Origin of the sequence: Aurantimicrobium sp. MWH-Uga1 (assembly GCF_003325955.1) — a bacterium.
Classification (GTDB): domain Bacteria; phylum Actinomycetota; class Actinomycetes; order Actinomycetales; family Microbacteriaceae; genus Aurantimicrobium.
Genome location: NZ_CP030929.1, coordinates 1,426,680 through 1,450,224 on the forward strand (window position 1 = coordinate 1,426,680; position 23,545 = coordinate 1,450,224).

General features: G+C 52.2%; 22 protein-coding genes. 7 read left to right on the forward strand and 15 right to left on the reverse strand.

Annotated features, from left to right (window positions below; genetic code table 11):
• Positions 1–56 precede the first annotated feature (56 nt).
• The 3 genes from AURUGA1_RS07050 to AURUGA1_RS07060 are packed head-to-tail and all read left to right on the forward strand — an operon-like array spanning position 57 to position 2,715.
• On the forward strand, positions 57–803 hold the full coding sequence (locus AURUGA1_RS07050; RefSeq protein WP_371412355.1) for an electron transfer flavoprotein subunit beta: 747 nt from the start codon (positions 57–59) through the stop codon (positions 801–803).
• A gap of 14 nt (positions 804–817) precedes the next feature.
• Positions 818–1,786 carry an electron transfer flavoprotein subunit alpha/FixB family protein gene (locus AURUGA1_RS07055; protein WP_114129491.1) on the forward strand — a complete coding sequence of 323 codons (969 nt, stop codon included), beginning with the start codon at positions 818–820 and terminating at the stop codon, positions 1,784–1,786.
• Positions 1,783–2,715 (forward strand): cytochrome b/b6 domain-containing protein, encoded by a 933-nt coding sequence (locus AURUGA1_RS07060; protein ID WP_114129492.1) that lies wholly within the window; start codon positions 1,783–1,785, stop codon positions 2,713–2,715. Before AURUGA1_RS07055 ends, AURUGA1_RS07060 begins: the two co-directional genes overlap by 4 nt.
• Before the next feature lie 5 nt (positions 2,716–2,720).
• Here AURUGA1_RS07060 and AURUGA1_RS07065 read toward each other — a convergent pair whose 3' ends face one another.
• The 3 genes from AURUGA1_RS07065 to AURUGA1_RS07075 are packed head-to-tail and all read right to left on the reverse strand — an operon-like array spanning position 2,721 to position 5,256.
• Complete coding sequence (locus AURUGA1_RS07065) at positions 2,721–3,860, reverse strand: CaiB/BaiF CoA-transferase family protein (RefSeq protein WP_114129493.1); 1,140 nt, start codon at positions 3,858–3,860, stop codon at positions 2,721–2,723.
• Between the two features lie 5 nt (positions 3,861–3,865).
• A complete protein-coding gene (locus AURUGA1_RS07070; protein WP_114129494.1) occupies positions 3,866–4,714 on the reverse strand; it encodes a CoA ester lyase in 849 nt (282 codons plus the stop codon).
• Entirely contained in the window at positions 4,714–5,256 is a 543-nt protein-coding gene (locus tag AURUGA1_RS07075) for a MaoC family dehydratase (protein WP_114129495.1), read from the reverse strand. Before AURUGA1_RS07075 ends, AURUGA1_RS07070 begins: the two co-directional genes overlap by 1 nt.
• 487 nt (positions 5,257–5,743) lie before the next feature.
• Here AURUGA1_RS07075 and AURUGA1_RS07080 point away from each other — a divergent pair, with 487 nt between their 5' ends.
• Positions 5,744–6,196 carry a GNAT family N-acetyltransferase gene (locus AURUGA1_RS07080; RefSeq protein WP_114129496.1) on the forward strand — a complete coding sequence of 151 codons (453 nt, stop codon included), beginning with the start codon at positions 5,744–5,746 and terminating at the stop codon, positions 6,194–6,196.
• Between the two features lie 51 nt (positions 6,197–6,247).
• Here the strand turns inward: AURUGA1_RS07080 and ddaH are convergent, their stop codons facing one another.
• The 7 genes from ddaH to sucC all read right to left on the reverse strand — a co-directional run bounded on the left by ddaH (position 6,248) and on the right by sucC (position 14,583).
• Complete coding sequence (ddaH, locus tag AURUGA1_RS07085; protein ID WP_114129497.1) at positions 6,248–7,447, reverse strand: dimethylargininase; 1,200 nt, start codon at positions 7,445–7,447, stop codon at positions 6,248–6,250.
• Positions 7,448–7,461: 14 nt separating this feature from the next.
• The gene (gene purH / locus AURUGA1_RS07090; protein WP_114129498.1) at positions 7,462–9,060 is read right to left on the reverse strand and encodes a bifunctional phosphoribosylaminoimidazolecarboxamide formyltransferase/IMP cyclohydrolase; all 1,599 of its coding nucleotides are present in this window, start codon (positions 9,058–9,060) and stop codon (positions 7,462–7,464) included.
• Complete coding sequence (gene purN / locus AURUGA1_RS07095; protein ID WP_114129499.1) at positions 9,060–9,650, reverse strand: phosphoribosylglycinamide formyltransferase; 591 nt, start codon at positions 9,648–9,650, stop codon at positions 9,060–9,062. The genes purH and purN overlap by 1 nt, the downstream gene beginning before the upstream one ends.
• Positions 9,651–9,693: 43 nt before the next feature.
• Positions 9,694–10,923 carry a DUF6350 family protein gene (locus tag AURUGA1_RS07100; RefSeq protein ID WP_114129500.1) on the reverse strand — a complete coding sequence of 410 codons (1,230 nt, stop codon included), beginning with the start codon at positions 10,921–10,923 and terminating at the stop codon, positions 9,694–9,696.
• Positions 10,924–10,932: 9 nt separating this feature from the next.
• The gene (locus tag AURUGA1_RS07105; RefSeq protein WP_114129501.1) at positions 10,933–12,366 is read right to left on the reverse strand and encodes a hypothetical protein; all 1,434 of its coding nucleotides are present in this window, start codon (positions 12,364–12,366) and stop codon (positions 10,933–10,935) included.
• Between the two features lie 138 nt (positions 12,367–12,504).
• The gene (gene sucD / locus AURUGA1_RS07110) at positions 12,505–13,392 is read right to left on the reverse strand and encodes a succinate--CoA ligase subunit alpha (protein ID WP_096383279.1); all 888 of its coding nucleotides are present in this window, start codon (positions 13,390–13,392) and stop codon (positions 12,505–12,507) included.
• 27 nt (positions 13,393–13,419) lie between these two features.
• Positions 13,420–14,583 (reverse strand): ADP-forming succinate--CoA ligase subunit beta, encoded by a 1,164-nt coding sequence (gene sucC / locus AURUGA1_RS07115; protein ID WP_114129502.1) that lies wholly within the window; start codon positions 14,581–14,583, stop codon positions 13,420–13,422.
• 193 nt (positions 14,584–14,776) lie between these two features.
• On the opposite strand from sucC, the gene AURUGA1_RS07120 reads away from it, so the two are divergent.
• Positions 14,777–15,499, forward strand: coding sequence for a VIT1/CCC1 transporter family protein (locus tag AURUGA1_RS07120; protein WP_114129503.1), 723 nt, complete (start codon positions 14,777–14,779; stop codon positions 15,497–15,499).
• 13 nt (positions 15,500–15,512) lie between these two features.
• On the opposite strand, the gene AURUGA1_RS07125 is transcribed toward AURUGA1_RS07120, so the two are convergent.
• Both AURUGA1_RS07125 and AURUGA1_RS07130 read right to left on the reverse strand, forming a co-directional pair.
• Entirely contained in the window at positions 15,513–17,840 is a 2,328-nt protein-coding gene (locus AURUGA1_RS07125) for an ATP-dependent helicase (protein WP_114129504.1), read from the reverse strand.
• A gap of 12 nt (positions 17,841–17,852) precedes the next feature.
• Positions 17,853–18,851 carry a glycerophosphodiester phosphodiesterase family protein gene (locus AURUGA1_RS07130; RefSeq protein WP_114129505.1) on the reverse strand — a complete coding sequence of 333 codons (999 nt, stop codon included), beginning with the start codon at positions 18,849–18,851 and terminating at the stop codon, positions 17,853–17,855.
• Between the two features lie 208 nt (positions 18,852–19,059).
• Between AURUGA1_RS07130 and AURUGA1_RS07135 the strand changes: the two genes are divergently transcribed.
• A complete protein-coding gene (locus tag AURUGA1_RS07135; protein ID WP_114129506.1) occupies positions 19,060–19,854 on the forward strand; it encodes a Bax inhibitor-1/YccA family protein in 795 nt (264 codons plus the stop codon).
• A gap of 124 nt (positions 19,855–19,978) precedes the next feature.
• Here the strand turns inward: AURUGA1_RS07135 and AURUGA1_RS07140 are convergent, their stop codons facing one another.
• Entirely contained in the window at positions 19,979–20,257 is a 279-nt protein-coding gene (locus tag AURUGA1_RS07140) for a helix-turn-helix domain-containing protein (RefSeq protein ID WP_114129507.1), read from the reverse strand.
• Positions 20,258–20,259: 2 nt separating this feature from the next.
• Complete coding sequence (locus AURUGA1_RS07145; protein WP_114129508.1) at positions 20,260–21,273, reverse strand: TerC family protein; 1,014 nt, start codon at positions 21,271–21,273, stop codon at positions 20,260–20,262.
• Between the two features lie 77 nt (positions 21,274–21,350).
• Here AURUGA1_RS07145 and AURUGA1_RS07150 point away from each other — a divergent pair, with 77 nt between their 5' ends.
• On the forward strand, positions 21,351–22,313 hold the full coding sequence (locus tag AURUGA1_RS07150) for a sodium-dependent bicarbonate transport family permease (RefSeq protein WP_114129509.1): 963 nt from the start codon (positions 21,351–21,353) through the stop codon (positions 22,311–22,313).
• Positions 22,314–22,339: 26 nt separating this feature from the next.
• Here the strand turns inward: AURUGA1_RS07150 and AURUGA1_RS07155 are convergent, their stop codons facing one another.
• A complete protein-coding gene (locus tag AURUGA1_RS07155) occupies positions 22,340–23,440 on the reverse strand; it encodes a calcium:proton antiporter (RefSeq protein ID WP_114129510.1) in 1,101 nt (366 codons plus the stop codon).
• Positions 23,441–23,545 lie beyond the last annotated feature (105 nt).

A 23,545-nucleotide genomic window follows, 5' to 3' on the forward strand; every position in this document is an offset into this window, starting at 1 on the left:
TATAATATTTTCTGTGACTCGATGAGAGGAAAACAGCTGTGAAAATCGTTGTCCTAATGAAGCAAGTGCCTGATACATGGGGTGAGCGCACACTCGATCTAGCGACCGGGTGGGTTGACCGTGGCGGCGACAACGTTATTGATGAAATCAACGAACGCGCTCTCGAGGTCGCACTGTCTTACAAAGACTCTGATAAATCAGCTGAAGTCATCGTCATGACAATGGCGCCTGGGGATGTCAGTGAGTCTCTTAAGAAAGCCCTGGCAATGGGCTGTGATTCAGCCGTACACATCACCGATGTTGCTCTCGCTGGAGCCGATGCGGCCTACACCGCAGCTGCGCTCTCCGCAGCACTGAAGGACTTGGGGCCAGATCTCGTGATCGCAGGAAACGAGTCCACCGACGGACGCGGGGGAATAGTTCCTTCAATGATTGCCGAACATCTCGAAATTGCACATCTGGGAATGTTGGGAAACATCACTATTAACGAAACAACTGTTGCCGGTGTTCGCTTACTGGAGGATTGCACCCAGGAAGTTCACGCAGCACTTCCTGCCATCATTTCGGTTAACGAAAGTAACCCTGACGCTCGCTTCCCCAGCTTCAAAGGAATCATGGGCGCAAAGAAAAAGCCAGTCACCTCAAAGTCATTGGCTGAACTTTCTCTCACCAAACCTGCAGGTTCAACAACAATTCTGAGCACTGCTGCGCGCCCTGCCCGCACTGCGGGAACCAAAATCACCGATGATGGCACAGCTGGTGAACAGCTTGCTGAATTCCTCGCCTCAAACCGTTTGATCTAAGGGAAGAACAAGTCATGTCGAACATTCTCACCCTCGTTGAACTCAACAGCTCAGGCAAGCTCAGTTCTACAACACCATCGCTCCTTGCCAGCGCAACAAAATTGGGCACTCCTGTTGCCGTTGTAGTGACAAGTCCTGGTTCTGGGCCCGAACTGGCAACAGAGCTGGGAGCGCTAGGGGCAGCCCAGGTTATTCTGGCTGAAAGTAGCGATGCTGCAAACTCACTGGTCACCCCGGCCGTTGCTGCGTTACAGGAATCAATTAGTTCTTGCTCTCCCGCCGCTGTCTTGATCCCTAACACCGTTAATGGACGTGAAATTGCAGGCCGTCTGGCCGTGCGCACAGACTCCTCTGTATTGGTGGATGCGGTTGATTTCACCCTGTCAGGTGGACATGTTGTTGCTACCCACTCCGTTTTCGGTGGCGGTTACACCGTAGAATCTCAGAACACCGGAGGTCTCGTCATCGCAACAGTTCGTCAAGGTTCTTCAGACGGACGCACACCAGTTGCCACCCCCATAGTGTCGACTATCTCGATCTCGATTGACGCGTCGAAAACCGGAGTTATTGACAGCACTCACTCGGAGACAACTAGTTCCTCACGGCCTGAACTTCGTGGAGCAGAAAAGGTTGTCTCTGGTGGTCGAGGTCTTGGCTCTGCCGAAAAGTTTGTTCTGGTTGAACAACTTGCAGATTCTTTAGGGGCTGCCGTAGGTGCCTCGCGCGCGGCAGTTGATGCCGGATTTATTACTCAATCCCACCAGGTTGGCCAAACCGGCGTCACTGTTTCGCCACAACTGTATGTTGCCCTCGGTATTTCCGGTGCGATTCAGCATCGTGCCGGAATGCAAACCGCAGACACCATCATTGCTATCAACAAAGATGCTGATGCACCTATCTTCGACGTTGCTGACTTTGGTGTCGTAGGTGATGTCTTCACCGTCGTGCCACAACTTATTTCCGCCATTGAGGCTCGTCGATGAGTAATCTTGCCGCTGCACTCAAGACTCCAGAAGTGAGAAAAAAGCTTACTTGGGGAGTTCCTCTCGCGGTAGTGGCATTGGCCGGAGTTGTGCTTCTTGCTCAGTGGTTTCGAGCCAGTGAAGCGGGAGAATCTTTTCTAGCTCAGTACCCTGGTGAAACTGTACTTCCTCAGGGTGCACCCGAAGGATTCCCTGCCTGGTTGAACTTTCAACACTTCCTGAATGCTTTCTTTATTGTTCTCATTATTCGCACTGGCTGGCTCGTGAGAACAACGCAGCGTCCAGCTGCCTATTGGACCAGAAACAACAAAGGCCTTCTTCGAACAAAAGGTGAACCCCAAAAAATCAGCCTTGATTTGTGGCTTCACTTGAGCCTTGATTTCTTGTGGGCACTCAATGGAGTGATCTTTATCATCCTGCTTTTCTTAACAGGTCAGTGGATGCGGATTGTTCCAACGACGTGGGAAGTTTTTCCCAACGCCCTATCCGCTGCCGTGCAGTATGCCTCCCTCAACTGGCCGACAGAAAATGGCTGGGTCAATTACAACAGCCTTCAGCAATTGGCCTACTTCCTCATCGTCTTTATTGCTGCTCCGCTCGCGATAGTGACCGGTATTCGCATGTCTAATGCCTGGCCTGGACCGTCTGCTCGAATCAGCAAGATATATCCACTGCCCGTTGCACGCGCAATCCACTACCCCGTCATGATTTTTTTCGTCTTGTTTGTGATTGCTCACGTGACATTGGTACTCACAACGGGTGCACTTCGAAACCTTAACCACATGTATGCTGCCAACAATGGCGATAGCTGGCTGGGATTTGGGCTTTTCGCCAGTTCACTTGTGTTGACTGTTGCGGCGTGGATTGTGGCGAAGCCAGCTTTCTTACAACCTGTCGCAACGCTTACTGGCAAAGTGACACGTCAGTAAAGGGCTTAGTTCAAACCAAACTCGCGAAGCACAGACTCTGTGTCTGCACCGAGTCCAGGAATCGCACCCATCACAGGGTCATATGATTGCGCGGTCACAGGCGGAATGAGGCTTCGAGCGGTTTCACCGCTGGGAAGCATCACGTTCCGCCAGCGATTTCGCGCGGCAAGTTGTGGGTGAGCAGAAAACTCACGCATGTCTCGCAGCTTTGCGTTCGCAATCCCTGCTTGATCAAGCCGAGCAACCGCTTGTTCACTTGTCAAGTGAGAAAAGACCGCATTGATAATCTCATGAAGAGCATCACGGTGTTGCACACGAAGTGACCCCGCATTGAATCGAGGATCTGTAGACAGCGATTCATCGTGCAGAACAACTTCGCAGAACGTGGCCCATTCACGCTCATTCTGTATTCCAAAAAATACCGTTCCATTGGCGGTATGGAACGGGCCATACGGAGCGATGGTTGCGTGTTGCGCTCCCGATCGAGGTTGTTGCTGACCACCATATTCCGCATAAAGATATGGTTGGCTCATCCATTCGCCGAGTGCTTCCAGCATAGAAATTTCTAAAACGTCACCCTTGCCTGTCTTTCCTCGGAGGAGCAAGGCACTCAGCACTCCCGAGTAGGCATACATTCCCGCAGCAATATCGGCTACTGAAATACCCACCTTGGCAGGTTCGGATTCGGTTCCAGTGACAGAGAGCAAACCCGTTTCGCACTGAACGAGAAGATCGTATGCTTTTTTGTTCTCGTATTCTCCGCCCCGGCCGTATCCGGAAATGGAAACATAAATCAGCTGAGGATTAATCTCACACGCAACATCTGGACCTAGACCGAGACGCTCAATTGCACCTGGGGCAAGGTTTTGAATGAAGACATCTGCCTTGCTAATTAAGACTTTGAGGGCAGCGTTCCCTTTGTCGCTTTTGAGATCGAGGACAACACTTTCTTTATTGCGATTAATCCAAACAAAGTAGCTTGCCTCACCATGAACCTTCGTGTCATAAGCACGAGCAAAATCTCCAGCATCTCTTTCGATTTTGATCACTCGAGCACCCAAATCGGAGAGCTGACGTGAGGCAAACGGTGCGGCAACCGCTTGCTCGAGAGAAATGACAGTGATTCCGTCAAGGGGGAGAACCATGCTGCTTATTCTCCTCTTCGTGCAAGTATTCGTTGAGCTCGATCTACTACTGGCTTATCTACCATGAGACCGTTGTGTTGTGATGCGCCACCTTCTAGGCCGATTATTTCTTCAGCCCAGGTAATTTCTTCTGAGCTTGGCTTAAAACTTGACCTCACAGCAGGAACCTGAGCGGGGTGAATGCATAATTTCCCTGCAAAACCGAATTGCCGAGCGCGCGTTGCTTCAGCCTCGACAAGCGCAAGGTCTGTGATACTCAAACTCGGTGAATCTACAGGTGCAACAAGTCCTGCCGAACGAGAAGTGACAACAATCTGAGCACGCGCATAATCTGTCACCCGCTCATGAGTTGCGTCCACGTCTAATCCAAAATCAACTGCCCCAAATCCGAGACGTGTCACACCAGGAGCTTGAGCAATATGTTCAATGTTTACTAATCCTTTGGCTGATTCAATCAAAGGAACAATTGCCAACCCCCGAGGCAGCGCGTTAATCGTTTCAGAAATTTGGCTGGCTGATTCTGCCTTTGGAACCATGACACCCAGAAGGCCATTGTTGTGTATGGCCGCAACATCACGCAATGCCGCTAAATGAACTGAACTCAGATTTCCATCGATTCGCACCAAGGCGGTCAATCTACCACCTGGAATATCTTCGTGATTTGCTGTCAATGCTGTAACGACAGCCTCCAAAGCTGTTGGTTTATTCTCTACAGCAACCGCGTCTTCAAGATCAATGATGATGACATCGGCCCCAGATTGATGGGCTTTCGTGAACCGATCAGGCCTGTCCCCTGGGACAAATAAAAACGTTGTGGCCGACGCCACAACATCATGTTGTGCACTTGTCGACATTAGTTACCGCTGACCTGGGGCAGCGACGACTCATCTGGGCGAGCTCCGGCGACACTGGGTAGATGGCCCTTTTTATAAATCATGAAAGAGCGTTTGAAGCTCACAACAATAGTTCCGTCTTGGTTGAACCCTTCAGTTGCGACAGTAACAACACCCATAGATGGTCGTGATGCTGATTCACGGAGTTCAAGAACTTTGGAACGGGAATAAATTGTGTCGCCTTCAAATACTGGTGCAGGCATTCGCACTTCGTCCCAACCAAGATTTGCAAAAACATTCATGGAAAGATCCATGGTGGATTGGCCGGTAACCAAAGCAAGAGTAAATGTGGAGTTCACCAAAGGGAGTTTGTAGCTGGTTCCAGAAGCATAGTTCCGGTCCACATGTGTCTTGGAGACGTTTTGCGTCATCAAGGTGAACATCTGGTTATCTGCTTCGGTGACGGTTTTTCCGAATGGGTGGTAGTAAATATCCCCCACGCTGAAATCTTCGTAAAGGCGTCCAGTCCAGCCTTCCACCACGCGAGAATGTGGGTCGCTCATTGTTTCAGTCCTTAGTTATGCCAGCAATTCGTCTAAAATATATTATACAGAAATAGCAGATGCGGGCGATAGCATTGTGTCGAATTAGCCCGCGACAGCAGCCGAGGGGAAGCGAAAGATTTCTCGGTTAAACACATTATGGGCTCAGCGAGCCCATAATGTTCAGCGATGCGAAACCTAGTTACAGGTGCAGCGGTCAGCCTGTGGTACGCCTTGAAGCGCTTCCTCAATGTGCTCGCCGCAACCGGTCCAGGTGGTCTTGCCGCATGAACCGCATTTGGCTGGACTACACATGTTTACCTCCGGATTAACAGTGACCTAACGGTCACACTTTGTATACCCCCTAGGGTATCTGTATATGAGCTTTTTTGCCAGCCCAAGAATACTCCTCGGTGAAGAAAACATCTTCTGAATCTTCAATGAATTTGTTACACATGTTTTACTTTCCGTCTAGGAAGAATTGGCAAAACAGGTTTACCCTAAAGCTATGGGGACATACACATTAGAAGAACTCAACGCCAGCAACATCGTTGCTGCCAACACCTTGACCCTCAAGCGAGGTCAGGAACAGTTTCTAGCTCCCCCGTCGTATTCCATCTCTGAGTCGTATGTGAATCCCACCACAGCCTGGCCACGCGTCATTAAAGACGGTGACACCGTTGTTGGTTTTGTGCGCGGAAACTTTGATCCAGAGAATGCCCAACCAGAACTACGCAGTTGTTTGTGGCGCATCCACGTTGCTGCCGACTACCAGGGCAAGGGCGTAGGAAAGTTTGCTGTCGCGGCGCTGGTTGAAGAAGCCAAAGCTCGCGGAGAAAAAAGTCTGACGGTTTTGTGGGAGCGCGGTGTCGACAGTCCTGAAGAATTCTTCCACCGTGTTGGGTTCACTGACGTGGGCACCACTCAATACGGTGAGACCATTGGTGAAATTAAGTTCTAAGCCCACACGAAAGAACCCCCGGCTTTGCCGGGGGTTCTTTGATTCTGTGTTTTAGCGCATGCGCACAGACAAGCAGGTGACACAGCCTTCGAGCTTTTCAAATTCTGAAATATCGACCGTAATCACACGGTAACCAAGTTCACGGAAGAGCTCGGCTGACTTAGGTGCCGAGGATGACATCAACACGGTGTCGGGTGCCAAGACCACAACTGCAGTGCCATGTGCTTCGGGCACGGGCAGGAAGCGGTCAAAGACACGAGGGTCATCTACGAGTGGAGGGTAACCGATGACGGTGCCATCAGGCAACGCAGTCACAGCAGTCTTGAGGTGCAGCGCCTTGGTGACAGGAACAGCGACAACGGTGTAACCCTGCTGCGCAGCAATGGCACGAAGTTGGCGAATACCTTCTCCGTTAGTACGACCACCACGACCCACATAAATAGTCTTGCCAACCTTGAGAACATCGCCCCCATCAAGAGCGCCTGGGCTTACGATGCGTTCAATTTTGACACCCAGCTCATTCAGAGTTGCTTCTGTACCAATAATTTCTGGCTTGCGGCTATCAGCACCGGGGTTGGTAAGAACGGCAATCTTGCCCAGCATCACCACTGTGTCTTCGATGAAGACGCTGTCGGCCAGATCATCGCGAGGTTCAACTTCAATGGTGAGCCAGCCTGCAGCGTTAAGCGCTGCAACATAGCCATCCCACTGGTCATTCGCCAGATCAACATCAACCTTTTTACGCTTGATGTGAGTAATGAGCCCCTCGGCAAGATTTGCGGCTGGAGCGCGAACCAATGCAACTTTCGTAGGCTGGTCGCTCTTAGTGCGAGCAAGAACCGCACGCCAAATAGCGGTACCTGCTGTTACTGAGGCGACTGTGCCTGCAATGAGAAAAATGAGGTTGTCGTTGAACAATGAACCGAAGACAACAGCAACCACTTCAGGGCTCATGCCCACACCCTGCACACCAACCTGAATGAACATGCCAGTAATTGCAGCAATGGCTGACGCAATCAAACCGGCAATCCAGGAATAGCGGCGTTTAGCTAGAAAACCCAGCACACCAGCCAGCGCGATGAGGAAGAAGAGGATGGTGCTAGCAGTGAAGAAGAAAGCACCTGCCTGCCACATGATGTTTTCATCAAGGCCCTTCCCGATGAAAAATGCCAAGACGGTGACGTCTTGAGCAATGACTGCTACTGCGAGCGCGGATAAACCGGCGGCAAGAAGGCGACGTGGAGTGAACATAGGTGTTGTGTCCTTTAGTGAAAGAAGTGGCGTTCGCCGGTGAAGTACATCGTAACCCCTGCCTTCTGGGCAGCAGCGATGACTTCTTCATCACGGACTGACCCACCTGGCTGAACTACTGCTTTGATGCCGGCAGCCAACAGAACCTGAAGGCCATCAGCAAAGGGGAAGAATGCGTCGGAGGCAGCGACTGAGCCTGCTGCACGGTCACCTGCGCGATTGACCGCGAGGTGGCATGAATCAACCCGATTGACCTGCCCCATACCCACGCCGACAGATGCACCGTTGTGTGCAAGCAGGATGGCATTGGACTTAACCGAACGACAGGCTTTCCACGCAAACTCCAGATCGACCAAGGTGTCGGGGTCTGCGGGTTCGCCAGAAACAAGTTCCCAATCAGTCAAGAGTGCACCAAGCTTGGCATCAGCGTCGAAAAGGTCGGCATCCTGCACGAGGTAGCCTCCGGATATTTGGCGGACCTCTTGTGGTTCTCGGCCAAAGTTTTCTGGCAACTGCAATAGGCGCAGGTTTTTCTTAGTCTTGAGAAGAGTGAGCGCGTCAGGTTCAAAACCGGGAGCGACAAGTACCTCCGTGAATACTTCACTGACCTGTTCAGCCATCTTGAGAGTGACCGGACGGTTTGCCGCGATAACACCGCCAAAAGCTGAGACGGGATCACACTCGTGTGCCAAGCGGTGAGCTGAAGCAATCTGATCCACTGCCTTGTCACGACCGACCGCAATGCCGCAGGGGTTGGCGTGCTTGATGATCGCCACTGCAGGGTTGATGAAGTCGTAAGCAGCTCGAACCGCAGCGTCGGCATCTACGAAGTTGTTGTAGGACATTTCTTTGCCGCCAAGCAGTGTGGACTGTGCAATACCGTGACCACCCTGCTCAAGGTAGAGAGCTGCTTCTTGATGTGAATTCTCGCCATAACGAAGAATTGATCCGCGGTGTGCCGAGACGGTGAATGTCTCGGGGAACTTCTCATCGCGAACAAACCAGGCAGATACCGCAGCGTCATATGCAGCGGTGTGTGCAAAAGCTTCAGCAGCCAGTGACCGACGCTGCTCCAGGGTGGTTCCCCCTGTTACTAACGCTTCGATAATTTCTGCGTAACGGGTAGGTGAAACCACGATTGCTACGTTGGGGTGGTTTTTCGCAGATGCGCGAACCATTGCAGGTCCGCCAATATCAATCTGCTCAATTACATCAGCGTCTTCAGCGCCAGATGCAACAGTCTCGCGGAAGGGGTAGAGGTTGACCACTACGAGATCGAAAGCGGCGATACCGAGTTCGTCGAGTTGCTCAGCATGAGACTCGAGGCGAAGATCAGCAAGAATGCCGGCGTGGACTGAAGGGTGCAATGTTTTAACGCGGCCATCGAGCGATTCTGGGAAGCCGGTTACTTCGCTCACGTCCTTGACGGCGTGACCTGCATCACGAATTGTTTGTGCTGTGGACCCGGTAGAGACAAGTTCGACACCCGCTGCACTGAGTGCACTGGCAAGTTCAAGCAGCCCCGTTTTGTCACTGACCGAGATGAGGGCGCGACGAACGGGCACAACATCGCGGTGTGTGTACAAGTTGGGATCGTGTGAAGGACCGCTCATCAGCGTGCTAACTCCTGAAGGTTGATGTTCTCAGTGGCAATGTTTTTCACGGTGCGAACAATAAGTTCTCGTTCCACCGCTTTGATACGTTCATGTAAAGACTCTTCCGTGTCATCAGCGTTGATGGCCACATGAACTTGCTCAATAACTGGACCTGTGTCGACACCCTCATCCACGATGTGCACTGAAGCACCTGTAACAGTCGCGCCATCTGCCAGAGCATCACGCACTGCATGTGCTCCGGGATACAAAGGCAGGAGCGCTGGGTGCATATTGATCAGCTGAGGCGAGAACAGCCCCACGAAATCTGCGGGGAGGATTCGCATAAATCCAGCGCACACGACCAAGTCAGGTTGATACTCAGAAATGGCTGCGGCCAAGGCTTGTCCCCACGCTTCACGATTACCGTATTCCTGAGGAGCAACAACAAATGTGGGCACACCAAATTCAACAGCATGAGCTAAACCACTAGCAGCATTATCTGCACCCACGGCCACAATCTCAGCAGGGTATGAGTCGTCGCTTGCTGCCTCAAGAAGTGCACGCAAATTAGAACCTGACCCCGAGATCAGGACGACGAGATTCAGCACAGGTTAAGCCTACCTGCTAGAAACATGGCGAAATTCGGGGCTGTTACTTTTGCTTCGTTGTCGTCACGCCCGAACGGGCATACATTCCCAGTGATGCCGCAATAAGGAATTCGAGTGCAGCAATACCGCCAGTGCGTAACGCATTCGGTCCCACTTCAGCCAATCGACCAGGTCCCGCAGCCCCACCACTGGCCCATGCCAGTAAACCGATGAGGATACCGGCAACAAGAGCGATGCCCAGCACGGTCAGTGAAATCCAGCGAAAGGAGACGTCAGGACCGAGGGTTCGAAGTAATGCTGGCCGAATAAACCACGCTGCCAAAAATGCAGCCAGCAATGGAACCAAAAGCCCGAGGAATCCAAACGCTAGATCGTTCGTGGGCATTGCTCCCAGAATAGGCAGAGCAGGAACAAGACCCAAGTCTGTGCCTACAGGGGAAACTGAAGAACCGGCGCCGAGTGCGAAACCGGTCCCGATAAACCACGACACAACCCACATCACAAAGTTGGGCATAAACATCAGCTGTGCAGCCGTCAGGATAAGGCTTCCGCCTCCACCTCCTTGCAGGCCTTCATAAATGCCCAAAATGCTGGCGAAGTTCGCGATGATCAATATAGATAATGCAATGGCTGAGGCACCGATGACGAGTGCGGCAGTAATCAGGCCTCCGCGCAATGAAGCAGAGAGCACGGCTTTTACCTGTGAAGAAAGTCCGGTTGCCCAACCCACAACTTTTTTCTGTACCCGCTCTGCGCGGCCTCCAGAGTGGCCGACTTCACCTCGAGCGCCAATGAAAACTCCCAGAGCAAAGATAGCCGTTGGGAAGGAAACTGCCATCCACATCACTGGAGTGGCATTGACGTGAACAGCAGAGAGAGCAATCAGGATCGTGAAGAAGCCGAATGTTGCCACTGCAGACAACGGTCCCACAAACCGTGCACCTGATTCAAAGGACTTTCGTCCCAGTCGAACACCAAGCAGGATGGTGAGCAAGGAAAAGCTCAGCGGCGCAATCGAGATAAGGAAGGGTTTGTCCCCACCAGGAAGATTGACTGCAGCGGCCAAGACAGGGTCTAAGGTCATTTTCAAATCAACCCCGTGACCAACCAACCAAATATCTGCCGAAGCCCGATAAAACACATCCCAGCTCACACCGGAATCAAATTGGACCGCCCACATCAAACTCAGCGGAACGAGGGAGATACCGACCCCAATAGCTAGCGCAATGAATGCCTCGAGGGCAGCAAGCAGAGCTATGAGGGTGCGGTTCACCTCTTGATGCTATGACTTTTTAGCAGCAGGCTTCTTTGCGACAGGCTTCTTTGCAGGAGCTTTCTTCGCAGCAGGCTTTGCAGCGGTAGTTTTATTTGCTGCTGTCTTTGCCGAAGTTGTCGCCTGTGCAGCTGGCTTCTTTGCTGATGCCTTGTTTGGTGCAGGCTTCGCCGCTGAAGAAGCAGGTGCTACCGGTGCTGCGGGAGCAGCCGCTGCTGCCGCAACAACAGGCTTGCCGTTGGTGCGTTGAAGGACCTCATATACAAAGAGGAGAACCAGAATGAGCAGTGTGTTCCAGATGACCATCGGAACGGTTACGGGTTGCTGAAGAGCAACAATCCACGCGATGACACCGATGATAAGTACACGGGCGAGAACACGGTACTTGTTCATCACAGGGCTCACACCAGAGAACGCCTTGTTCTGAGGGTCAATGGCCTTGCGCACAGTATCAATCTGCTTGTTGGAGAAAGCACGAAGTTTGGTAGCTGACTCTGAAGAGCCAAATGCCCATGCTGCAATTGCAGTAAATACCGCTACCACGCCCAGGGCAGCAACAACATTGACCACGTAGGCGGTCACAGCGTCGTAGATCACTGCGACTGCTCCAGAAATAGCCGGATCAATAACAGTGGAGGCCACGATTCGACCCGTGCCGAAAAGGAAGCCCATGAAGCCCATCACCAGAGCAAAGACAATGCTGGTGGCCATGATCGCACGTTGACGGTTACGCGCTGCGAAAATACCTAGTGCAAACATTGCGGCAACAATCCATGGCAACCAGGTTCCAACTCCGACACCGACCTGGTAAATCACACGAGCCAGAGCTAGCTCAGGGATTTTGCCGATGGTGATGGACTTGTCAACCTCAGGGATGGCGTTAGCAAAGCCAACACCTTGCTTCACGAGAGCAGCCTTGATATCGACAATGATGGGCTTGAGCGGAAGGGTTAGGGTTCCGTCATTGGAGAGCTGAATCATCGAGTTGGGGTCACCCGAAAGCAGGGCCACTGCTTGTTCCTGAGTGAGTGTCAGAGTCTTGGTCCAGGCCTGTTGGAAAGCATCTGATTCAACGGCCTTCGTCACAACGTCGGTAATCAGTGCATCAACACCGCTTGCAACGGGTGTGCTCAGCATCTCTAGGGCCTTCTGTGCAGGCTCTGGAAGGTTGAGCGCTTGTGCTAGTCCTGTGAAGAGTGAATCGGTCAGTTTCGGAATGTCAACGTTTTCCTTGACAACACCCGTGATTTCGTCAATGACTACCTGCTGAACCTCAGGGTTGGAAGCCAACGGGGAAAGAGTGCTCACGAATCGCTCGGTGTTGGTCACTTCACTTGTTGCCCAGTGGCTGACGATGGCAACAGGTGTCAACACCATTGCGACGATAATGAGAATGCTCGAGAGCCACGCACGTCCAGCACTCTTCTTTACAGCTTCAGCCACAGTTTTCCCCTTTGAAGAAAGTCTTTGTTGTTTCAAGTCTGCCACCGACAAATGGTTTAACCCAACCCATTTGCGTTTGACAGGGAAAAACACATGGCGCCGACCCGAAGGTCAGCGCCATGTGAATGTTGGTTTGTGTTAGAGGTTTTGCATGATTTCACGCATCAGACGTGCAGCCTCAGAAGGAGTTTTTCCTACCTTGACGCCAGCAGCCTCGAGGGCTTCCTTCTTTGCCTGAGCGGTTCCAGCAGAGCCAGAAACAATCGCTCCAGCGTGACCCATGGTCTTACCTTCGGGAGCGGTGAAGCCAGCAACATAACCAACTACAGGCTTAGTCACATTCGCTTTGATGAAGTCTGCAGCGCGCTCTTCAGCATCACCACCGATTTCACCAATCATGACGATGGCCTTTGTCTCTGGGTCTGCCTCAAATGCAGCGAGTGCATCGATGTGGGTGGTGCCGATGATGGGGTCTCCACCAATACCGATCGCGGTCGAGAAGCCGAGGTCGCGCAGTTCGAACATCATCTGGTAGGTCAGGGTTCCCGACTTGGAAACCAGACCGATAGGGCCCTTGCCAGTGATGTTCGCTGGAGTAATTCCTACGAGTGCTTCACCTGGGGTGATGATGCCGGGACAGTTTGGACCAATGATGCGGGTCTTGCCACCTTTTTCCTTGGCGTAAGCCCAGAACTCAGCAGAGTCCTGAACGGGGATGCCTTCGGTGATGACAACGAGCAGAGGAATCTCAGCGTCGATTGCTTCGATAACTGCGTCCTTGGAGAATGCAGGTGGAACGAACGCGATCGAGACGTCAGCACCAGTTGCAGCCATTGCTTCAGCAACAGTTGCGAAGACGGGAAGCTCAACGTCGCCGTGGGTGACGGTGGTGCCAGCCTTGCGTGCGTTCACACCACCAACAACTTGGGTACCAGCAGCGAGCATACGGGCGGTGTGCTTGGAGCCTTCACCACCGGTGATGCCCTGCACGATGACCTTGGAGTCTTTGTTCAGAAAGATTGACATTTCTTATCCTTGAGTTTTCGTGAGGGCTTAGCGGGCAGCGAGTTCTGCGGCCTTGTCGGCGCCGTCATCCATGCTGTCTGCGAGGGTTACGAGGGGGTGGTTAGCCTCGGCGAGAATCCGACGACCCTCATCGACGTTGTTGCCGTCAAGGCGAACAACGAGAGGCTTGTTAGCAGCGGAACCGAGGGTTGCCAGTGCCTGGACAATACCGTTGGCTACAGCATCACAGGCTGTGATACCACCGAAGACGTTGACGAATACGCTCTTGACCTGTGCATCACCGAGGATGACGTCGAGACCAGCGGCCATAACTTCTGCCGATGCTCCACCACCGATGTCGAGGAAGTTCGCGGGCTTGACGCCACCGTGGTTTTCACCAGCGTAAGCAACGACGTCCAGGGTGCTCATCACGAGACCTGCGCCGTTACCGATAATTCCGACTTCACCGTCAAGCTTCACGTAGTTGAGATCTGCAGCCTTTGCCTTAGCTTCGAGTGGATCTGCAGCTGCCTTGTCTTCAAGTGCAGCGTGGTTTTCGTGACGGAACTCGGCGTTCTCATCGAGCGAGACTTTACCGTCGAGGGCAATGATGTCGCCTTCTTCAGTAAGAACCAGAGGGTTGACCTCAACGAGGGTGGCATCTTCGCCGGTGTAGACCTCGTAAAGCTTGACGAAAACAGGAGCAACCTTGTCAACCAGCTCAGCTGGGAACTTGGCTGCAACTGCAATGCGCTTGGCTTCAGCAAGGTCGATTCCCTTGATGGGGTTTACTTCGATGCGAGCAAGAGCTTCGGGGCGCTCCACAGCGAGTTGCTCAATCTCCATGCCACCTTCGTAAGAGGTGAGGGAGAGGTAGGAGCGGTTTGCACGGTCGAGCAGCACGGAGAAGTAGAACTCTTGTGCAATGCGAGCACCAGCTGCAACCATGACGCGCTTGACGACGTGTCCCTTGATGTCGAGTCCAAGAATGGCCTTGGCTGCTTCCTCAGCTTCCTCGGGGGTCTTGGCAACCTTGACGCCACCCGCCTTACCGCGGCCACCGACCTTAACCTGAGCTTTGACGACAACTACGCCACTGAGCTTTTCAGCTGCAGCACGTGCTTCAGCAGGGGTGTCGGCGATGATGCCCGCCAGTACGGGAACGTCATAACTCTCGAACAGGTCCCTGGCTTGGTATTCGTATAAATCCACGTGATTCCCAATCCGCATTGAGCGATAAATAATCAGTAGCGATAGGACCGCCACTGGCGAAAGTTAAAAGTAACTTGATATCAAGATAAATTGACCAGTTCGACTTTACCCCTTTTTTCAGCCAAATACACCCCTGAACAAGGTTTGGCTCACCTAACTAGATAGCACAGGGACAAACTGCCAAGCTGGTGTTATGGCTGAACCAACTCTTGAACATGGATTTGAACCTCACGACGCTGCGTCCAACAGCAAACTGAACTGGCTTCGTGCCGGAGTTCTCGGCGCAAACGATGGCATTGTCTCCATTGCTGCACTAGTTGTTGGCGTTGCGGCCGCCACCAGCGATCCCGCAGTGATATTCCTTACCGGTATCGCAGCACTTGCAGCCGGAGCTATCTCGATGGCGCTAGGAGAATATGTCTCTGTTTCTAGCCAACGAGATTCTGAAAAGGCGTGGGTCAATAAAGAACGCCGTGAACTGGAAATGTTTCCCGAGGAAGAACTCGAAGAACTCGTTGCGCTCTATGAAGCCAAGGGACTCAAACCAGAAACTGCTCGTCAGGTTGCTGTTGAGATGACCGAGGTGGATGCACTCAAGACTCACCTCGATGTTGAACTAGGTATTGACCAGGACGAGCTGACCAACCCACTGCACGCAGCTATATCTTCTGCAATAGCTTTCACCGTAGGGGCGCTGCTTCCCCTTTTGGCAGTCTTACTCACGCCAGAACCGTTCAAAATTATCGCCACTGTGGCTGCATCGCTGTTAGCGCTGGCACTGACCGGGGGAATCGGTGCCTACATCGGTGGCGCGCCTGTTCCTCGTGCAATCTTGCGTGTGACCATTGGTGGAGCACTGGCTCTGGCTGTGACCTACTTCATTGGTTCACTGCTCGGCGGGGGCGCAGCCATCTAACTGTGCGATGAACCTATAACTTCTCGATTGGCGCGATCTTAATCAGAAGCTTCTTGGCTCCTGCTGTATCAAACTTCACGTGAGCAACACTCTTGGCACCCTCACCAGTGACTTGGTTCACAGTTCCTTCACCAAAGTCAGCGTGAGAAATACGGTCGCCTGCCACGAGAACAAGGTCGCCGTTATCACGAATTTTGTTGGTGACCCGATTAGCCCATTCGGTCTTTGGTTGAGGGGCAGCCTCGAGAGAATTCCAGCCACCTTCCGTGGATCCCCAACCACCAAGCTCACTCGAACCAAATCCACCGTCATAGCGCGAACCTCGAGCATTGAGTGCTCGTGATTGATAACCGTCACGGCCGTTCACTGTTCCGGGCGACTGGCGCCAGTCAATGAGCTCTGAAGGAATCTCCTGCAGATAGCGCGACGGCATCGCCACATTGGTCTGACCAAACTGTGCTCGACTCATCGCCAAAGAGAGGAAAAGTTTCTTTCGTGCGCGAGTAATTCCCACATAAAACAAACGGCGCTCTTCGGCAGGTCCTCCCGGTTCACCTGCGGACATCCGGTGAGGAAGAAGTTCTTCTTCGACACCCGTGATGAACACTGCGTTGTATTCCAGGCCTTTTGCGGTGTGCAAGGTCATGAGCGAGACGGTGCCACTGTCATCATCAAGCTCATCTGCGGCTGCCACGAGTGAAACTTCGGTCAAGAAATCAACAAGCGTGCCGCCTGGGTTGTTCTTATCAAACTCTTTGGTCACTGCCAAGAGTTCTTCGACGTTTTCAGCGCGTGCTTCGTCTTGAGGATCCCGGGTTGCTCTGAGCAGCTCCACGTATCCGGTTTCTTCCAGAATGCGTGTGAGGACTTCAGCAACGGGTGAAGATTCGGCCAACGATGTTGCTTCATCAATGAGGCCCGAAAGTTTGGCAATTGCTCCAGAGACCTTGGGGCCAAGGCCGAGCGACTCTGCAGAGCGTAATGCTTCGCGCAAAGTGATGTTGTTGGTATCAGCGTAGTTCTGTAAACCTGTTTCAGTGGCTGGACCAATTCCGCGTTTGGGAACATTGAGAATACGGCGCACAGCGAGCGAATCAGCTGGGTTCGCTACAGCAACTAAGTACGCCAGGATGTCTTTGATCTCTGCACGTTCATAGAACTTAGTGCCGCCCAAGATTCGGTAGGGAAGAGCCGAACGGATAAAGATTTCTTCCAGCGCACGTGTTTGAGAGTTCGTTCGATAGAACACAGCTATCTCGTTGTAGCCCATCCCTTGGGCGTGGAGTGCACTAATTTCATCGACAACAAACTGTGCCTCATCGTGTGCTGAGTAACCGGTGAATCCAACAATGAGATCACCATCGCCCACATCGGTCCACAGCTTTTTATCTTTGCGATCAAAGTTGTTGGAAATGACTGCATTAGCTGCCGAAAGAATTGTCTGCGTTGAACGGTAGTTTTGCTCCAGCATGACCACGTGGGCGCCGGGAAAATCACGCTCAAACTCAGCAATGTTGCGCATATCAGCGCCCCGGAAAGCGTAAATGGACTGATCGGAATCACCCACCACCGTCAGTGAAGCACCCGGAAGACCGTCAGCTGTTTCCCGAGTGAGCTCGTGAATAAGGGCATATTGTGCGTGGTTGGTGTCCTGATACTCGTCCACCAGAATGTGCCTAAATTGTTTGCGATAGTGATCTGCAACATGTGGGAATGCCCGAAATAAAAACACTGTCTGGGCAATAAGGTCATCAAAGTCAAAGGCGTTGGCTGCTTGGAGCGCGCGAGTGTATCCGCGGAAAATTTCGAGGAACTTCACCTCGGTTGGATCATTGAGATTTGCATTGCGCGAATAGCTATCAACATCAGAGAGCTCATTTTTGAGTCGAGAAATCTTTCCTGCAACACCCGAAACAGAGAGACCATACGTGTCTGCTTCATACTCTTTAATCAGGCGCTTGATGAGGGTGCGTGAGTCATGTGAATCGTAGATGGTGAACGCTTTTGTGAAGCCAAAGTTCTCTGCCTCACGTCGCAGTATCCGAACACAAGACGAGTGGAAGGTGGAAATCCACATCCCCTCGGTTGCCGCACCCAGCATGTTTTCTGCGCGCTCGCGCATTTCTGCGGCAGCTTTGTTGGTGAACGTGATCGCCAAGATATTGCTAGGCCACGCTTCCCGATTACTAATCAGGGAAGCGATGCGCCTTGTGAGAACGCTGGTTTTTCCCGATCCTGCTCCGGCAACAATAAGTAATGCGGGACCGCGGTATTCCACCGCTTCACGCTGCTGGGGATTAAGCCCATCCAGTAAAGGGTTGGGCGATGAAAGCTCACTCATTGCGCCTTAAGTCTATGGGCGCGTACGGACAGCCAAGTCAGGGAAGTCGCTGAACACCCCATCAACGCCGAGAGACCACAACAACTCAAAGAACTCTTTCCAGTTACCTGGTTCATGATCTGCGCCATCGGTGCGAAATTCTTCAGGAAGAAAGACATTCTCTATCCGCAAGGACCACACCCACACTGTTAAGCCGCGTTGGTGTGCACTTTCAACGATCCTGCGTCCTTGTTCAACATCCAAGGTGGAATCTCTTCCCATGAGCAAACTCCAGGCGAGGGCTACGCCGTCAAGTTTCTCCGCGAAGATATCTAAGCCGGCATCTGAAAGTTCATCATGGTTTGACATAGATGGGACTCCTTCGGAGAGTGCCCACTGAACTTCATCAAAAGCGGTGTAACCAAAATCCATGATGTAGACGTGTCTTGCACCTACACCCCTGTCTTTGCAGCGCATCACGACGCTCTTTTCAAAGCTTTCAATCAGGATTCGAGGATCGTCTGCCTGCCAGCCCACTATGTACAAATCTTGTGCGATGAGTTCTTCAAAGGCGAATCCCAATTGCGCAAAATAGGTGGGGTGTTTGATTTCCACAACCAGAGTCAGTTTCTTCTGAGCTTGGTCAACGATCTCCAATAAATCAATAAACCGCAACATGGGGTAGTGGCCATCTTCAGCCGTGTTTGCTTGCCGAAGTTCAGGAAGTCGTTCTTTACACCGCAGTGTAGAAAGTTCGGCCCAAGTGAAATCTTCGGTGAACCATCCCGTGAGCTCTTCCCCATCCACCACTTTTGTTGTGAGGAGGTGAGCAAATTCTGGTCTGCTTGCCACATCCGTGGTGCCAGAGATTTCATTCTCATGGCGGATGACAAGGACCCCGTCTCGGGAGATCACCAGATCTGGCTCTATTGCGTCAGCGCCTTGTTCAATTGCGGTGAGGTAGGCCTTCCGAGTGTGCTCTGGATGGTAACCACTTGCACCGCGATGAGCAATGACGAGAGGAGGAGTCATGTTCCAAGAATGGCAGAGCGATAGAGGAAAGAGGCTGATTATTCACTAGGAATACAACGGCAACTTTGCTTCAGTGCTCTCGGTTTAATCTGATCTGCCCAAAACAGGGGAAAACACAGCTAATTCTCGGAAAACTCACTACCCACACTCGGTATCGTGGAGGTAGCGCTTCACAGTGCCTAACTCCTCGAAAGGATGAACAACCGTCATGGCTGTTAACAACCCTGCTTTTGCTGGCAACAAGGCGTTCTCACCGAACGCAACCGCCGAAGAGCTCCAAGCACTCTACGACGCACCTTCTGCGAACCGTGCGCCAGAGCCTGCCCTCACCTATGAAGCAACAATTGCGAAGTCGTTTATTTCCTTTGCTGTTCTTCTTGTTGGTGCAGTTGCTGGCTGGATGATCACTTCCACCAACCCCGCATTTGGAATGACTTTGGTCATGTTTGCGGCCATTGGCGCTCTCATTCTCGCGATGGTAAACATCTTCAAAAAGGAGCCAGTTCCTGCGCTGATCCTGGGCTACGCAGCTCTCGAAGGTGTCTTTATTGGTGGCATCTCGCTGGTCTTTGACGCTCAGTGGAGTGGCATTGTTGCCCAGGCTGTCATCGCCACCATCGTCGTGGTGGGTGTGACGTTGGCACTTTTTGCCAGCGGCAAGATTCGTGCCTCGGCTCGTGCAACCAAAATCTTCTTCATTGGAATCATTTCCTATTTGGTATTCAGCTTGGTCAGCTTCTTCATGCAGCTGTTCGGTGCAACCAGCGGAACCTTTGGCCTCAACAGTGTTGAGATCTTTGGAATCCCCCTCGGTTTGATCATTGGCCCCCTCGTCATTCTGCTTGCTGCCTACTCACTCGTTCTGGACTTCGACATGATCCAGCGTGGTGTAGTGAACAAGGCTCCCGCCAAGTTCGCGTGGACAGGCGCATTCAGCATCATGGTGACCGTGGTCTGGCTGTACCTCCAGATCCTCCAGTTCCTAGCTATCGCTCGCGACTAGTCACTGCACGAACAAACACCTGTGGCCTCCCTTCGTGGGAGGCCACAGGTGTTTAATCAGCGTATGTAGATTGTCCAGGCAAATACTCCTAAGCCACTTCTGAAAAAAGAAGCTGTTGAGACTATTAGTTTGCTTCGGAGAACAAGGACAGTAGCTCTGCGATAGGGGTTTGGTTGTTGAGTGGATGACGTAACGGAATCTCACCATGAACGGTGTAGTGGTTGTTGCGACCGTTCTTTGTCTTCTCGACATACCCAGCTTCAACCAGATCGTTGAGTATTCCCGCCGTTGCCCTGGCAGTGATTCCAACCTTGGCTGCAATCTGGTCGACGGTGAGGTCTGCAGATTGTGACACTGCAACAAGCACGTGCCCGTGGTGAGTGAGGAATGTCCAGTTAGCCATGCCTACATCTTTCCAGACTTACGCCAAGTTGGAGCCAATGCCGCCATTTCCTCCTCTGTCGCTTCAGGGAGCTGCTGACGTGAGGCAGGCTCAATGTGCTCGGCTTCTTTGTTTCTGCTGACGATAAAACTCGCCACGATGGAAGCAGTCAGGATGGTCAGAATCACAGTCAGTGAGATTCCGGTGGGAACCTTGACGATATCGTGCAGAGCCATCTTGACACCGACCCAGACCAGTACAAACGCAAGCCCAATCTTGAGGTAGACGAATCGGTACATCAGGTCGGCTAGCAAGAAGTACATCGCACGCAGACCCAAGATGGCGAATGCGTTTGCGGTGAAGACGAGGAACGGTTCAGAAGTTACCGCGAAGATTGCGGGGATCGAGTCAACCGCAAAGATGATGTCGGTGAACTCCACTAAGACCAACACCATGAACAACGGAGTGGCTAAGAGGACACCGCCAATGCGGACAAATAGTTTCTGTCCGTAGTACTTCTTGGTTGAAGGCACGACTGAGGAGAACCACTTATAGAAACGACCCTCTGCTGGGTTAACGTGATCGTTCCGTTTGATGAGCATGTGGATACCGGTGTAAATCAGGAACGCTGCGAAGAGGTAGAGAACCCAGGCAAAGTTTTCAAGAATGACCGCACCGAGTGCAATGAAGATGCCGCGGAATACAAGTGCACCTAGAACACCCAGGAAGAGAACTCGGTGCTGGTACTTACGAGGAACGCTGAAGGAAGCGAAGATCAAAGCCCAAATGAATACGTTGTCGACGGCCAGAGATTTCTCTATGACGAATCCGGCAAAGTATTGCTGCCCGTATTCGGCCCCAAAGTAATTCCACACCAGGACACCAAAACCGATACCGGTCGCAACCCAGAAGGCTGACCATATCGCAGCTTCGCGAAGAGAGATCTCGTGCGCCTTCCGGTGAGCAAAGAGGTCAATAAGCAGCATCACAATAATTGCTGCGAATACTGCGAGCCACATCCAGAGTTCTACGTTCATGACATCCTTACTAAAGAAGATTGATTACTGAATATTATTTCCTGTATTATTCTTCTAGTCAACTGATTGGACGAAAAATGTTTGAATCTCTCGAGCTCGCTGTGAGCAACTTGACCTCACCCCCAGTCCTAGCCTTCGTGCTGGGACTTATTGCTGTGGGGCTACGCTCAAGGCTAGAGATTCCACCACAGATTTTTAGTGCCCTCTCGATCTACCTCCTGCTTGCGATAGGTATTAAAGGCGGCGTGGGCCTGCGCATGTCTGAGCCAGCAGACATTGCCGCACCCATCGCCCTCGCCATCATCGTGGGGCTGGCAATACCCGTCGCCGCATTCGCAGCCCTCAAAGTACTCACACCACTGAACCAAACTGAGCGGGGCGCTATTGCTGCACACTATGGATCAACTTCCCTCGTGACTTTCACAGCTGGTCTGATGTTCGTGGAGTCCCTTGGTCTTGATCCCGAGGGTTACCTTGCCACGCTGCTGGCCATCATGGAGGTACCCGGTCTCATCGTGGGTCTTGTTCTTGCTCGCAAAGCAAGCAAGCAACAAAGCTGGGGGCCCCTTATGCACGAGGTCCTCACCGGAAAATCAATCCTCCTCCTTGTTGGTGGTTTGGTAATCGGTGCCGTCAGTGGGCCGGTTGGCTACGAGCGCGTTGAGCCCTTCTTCGGCGCCCTCTTCGTCGGAGTGCTCACCCTGTTCCTACTCCAGCTGGGTATCCAAGCAGGATCTCACCTTAAAGAACTCCCCCAGGCAGGTTGGGGATTGCTCGTCTTTGCCATCGCATTCCCGCTCGTGATTGGTATTGCGGGAGTCGGACTAGCAACCCTCATCGGACTGAGCGCCGGTGGGGCTGCAGTGTTCGGTGTGCTCTGTGCAAGTGCCTCCTATATCGCAGCACCGGCAGCAGTGAAACTTTCCCTGCCGGAAGCAAACCCCGGCTTCTACCTCACCGCCAGCTTGGGAATCACCTTCCCCTTCAACCTGCTCATTGGTATCCCGGTCTTTGTTTGGTTCGCACAGCTCATCGCCTAGTTCACACAGCTAAACCACTCAGCGGGCTAAGGGTTGATGATGAAGAAGATGAAGCCAGCAAAAATACTGAGGTGGATAGCTCCCTGCAATATCGTTGCCCTTCCGGGAACTACGGTGAGAATACTCACGGCAACAGTTAAGACAAAGAGAACAAGCTCAGTTGCGCTCAAGCCCAGAACAATGGGGAAGCCAAAGAATATTGACATCACCGCAATAACCGGGATGGTTAGCCCAATGCTCGCCATTGCAGAGCCGTACGCCAAGTTCAAGCTGGTTTGAGTCCGACCAAAATAGGCAGCCCGAACCGCGGCAATTGATTCAGGCAACAACACAAGCCCGGCAATGCTCACAGCAATCAGTGTCGAGGGAAGTCCCGCACCATATACTGCCGTCTCCAGAAGAGGGCTCGTGATTTTGGCCAAGCCAACAACACTGACCAGCGCTACGACCAAAAGCGCAAAACTGATCCATGCCAGACGTGAACTTGGGGGATCTTTGTGCTCAGCAACCAAAGTCGTGCTGTTTTCGGAAACAGGCGGAGGTAAAAAGAAGTCCCGGTGCCGAACCGTTTGAATGAAAACAAAGACGAGATAAATCACCAAGGCAGTTACTGCTGCAAAAACAAGCTGTGCTGATGAGAATGTTGCACCCGGGGTTGACGTGGTGAAGGAAGGCAAAATCAAACTCATCGTTGTCAACGCTGTAATCGCTGCTAGTGCACCACCAATGCCCTCTGCGTTGAAAGTCGCTGTTCGTTTACGTTGAGCTTTCACAATCAACGAGATTCCGACAATTCCATTGCAAATAATCATGATTGCGGAAAAGACTGTGTCTCTAGCTAGTGTTGCCGATTCCTGTGGTGAGGCAATCATCAACGTCACAAGCATGCCCACTTCGATCACGGTGACAGCCGCCGCAAGGATGAGAGAACCATAGGGCTCTCCCACCTTGTGGGCTATCACCTCAGCATGGTGAACAGCTGCCAACACAGAAATGGCCAACAAGATCCCGAGCAGAACCATGACAAAAAGGGAGGGAGTTGAATTCCAAAAAACCAACAAACTGGCCAATGCCACAATTGGCAAAGCATTGACACTCACACTAGAAACTTGAGACAGAAGTTTCATGACAGCTCACCTCCACGGCCACCAACAAGGTCTGGACTAGCTCTTATTCCAAACTAGTTTGTGTTCTTGAAAAAGACCCGAGAAAGACTGAACCAGCTTGCTTTC

Coding starts and splice junctions, on each gene's coding strand:
- purH (WP_114129498.1), bottom strand. CDS start 9,060: ATGAGCGGTCCTTCACACGATCCCAACTTGTACACACACCGCGATGTT.
- AURUGA1_RS07150 (WP_114129509.1), top strand. CDS start 21,351: ATGTTTGAATCTCTCGAGCTCGCTGTGAGCAACTTGACCTCACCCCCA.
- AURUGA1_RS07120 (WP_114129503.1), top strand. CDS start 14,777: ATGGCTGAACCAACTCTTGAACATGGATTTGAACCTCACGACGCTGCG.
- sucD (WP_096383279.1), bottom strand. CDS start 13,392: ATGTCAATCTTTCTGAACAAAGACTCCAAGGTCATCGTGCAGGGCATC.
- AURUGA1_RS07140 (WP_114129507.1), bottom strand. CDS start 20,257: ATGGCTAACTGGACATTCCTCACTCACCACGGGCACGTGCTTGTTGCA.
- AURUGA1_RS07070 (WP_114129494.1), bottom strand. CDS start 4,714: ATGTCGACAAGTGCACAACATGATGTTGTGGCGTCGGCCACAACGTTT.
- AURUGA1_RS07060 (WP_114129492.1), top strand. CDS start 1,783: ATGAGTAATCTTGCCGCTGCACTCAAGACTCCAGAAGTGAGAAAAAAG.
- AURUGA1_RS07080 (WP_114129496.1), top strand. CDS start 5,744: ATGGGGACATACACATTAGAAGAACTCAACGCCAGCAACATCGTTGCT.
- AURUGA1_RS07135 (WP_114129506.1), top strand. CDS start 19,060: ATGGCTGTTAACAACCCTGCTTTTGCTGGCAACAAGGCGTTCTCACCG.
- AURUGA1_RS07065 (WP_114129493.1), bottom strand. CDS start 3,860: ATGGTTCTCCCCCTTGACGGAATCACTGTCATTTCTCTCGAGCAAGCG.
- ddaH (WP_114129497.1), bottom strand. CDS start 7,447: ATGTTCACTCCACGTCGCCTTCTTGCCGCCGGTTTATCCGCGCTCGCA.
- AURUGA1_RS07125 (WP_114129504.1), bottom strand. CDS start 17,840: ATGAGTGAGCTTTCATCGCCCAACCCTTTACTGGATGGGCTTAATCCC.
- AURUGA1_RS07130 (WP_114129505.1), bottom strand. CDS start 18,851: ATGACTCCTCCTCTCGTCATTGCTCATCGCGGTGCAAGTGGTTACCAT.
- AURUGA1_RS07075 (WP_114129495.1), bottom strand. CDS start 5,256: ATGAGCGACCCACATTCTCGCGTGGTGGAAGGCTGGACTGGACGCCTT.
- AURUGA1_RS07050 (WP_371412355.1), top strand. CDS start 57: ATGAAGCAAGTGCCTGATACATGGGGTGAGCGCACACTCGATCTAGCG.
- AURUGA1_RS07145 (WP_114129508.1), bottom strand. CDS start 21,273: ATGAACGTAGAACTCTGGATGTGGCTCGCAGTATTCGCAGCAATTATT.
- AURUGA1_RS07055 (WP_114129491.1), top strand. CDS start 818: ATGTCGAACATTCTCACCCTCGTTGAACTCAACAGCTCAGGCAAGCTC.
- AURUGA1_RS07155 (WP_114129510.1), bottom strand. CDS start 23,440: ATGAAACTTCTGTCTCAAGTTTCTAGTGTGAGTGTCAATGCTTTGCCA.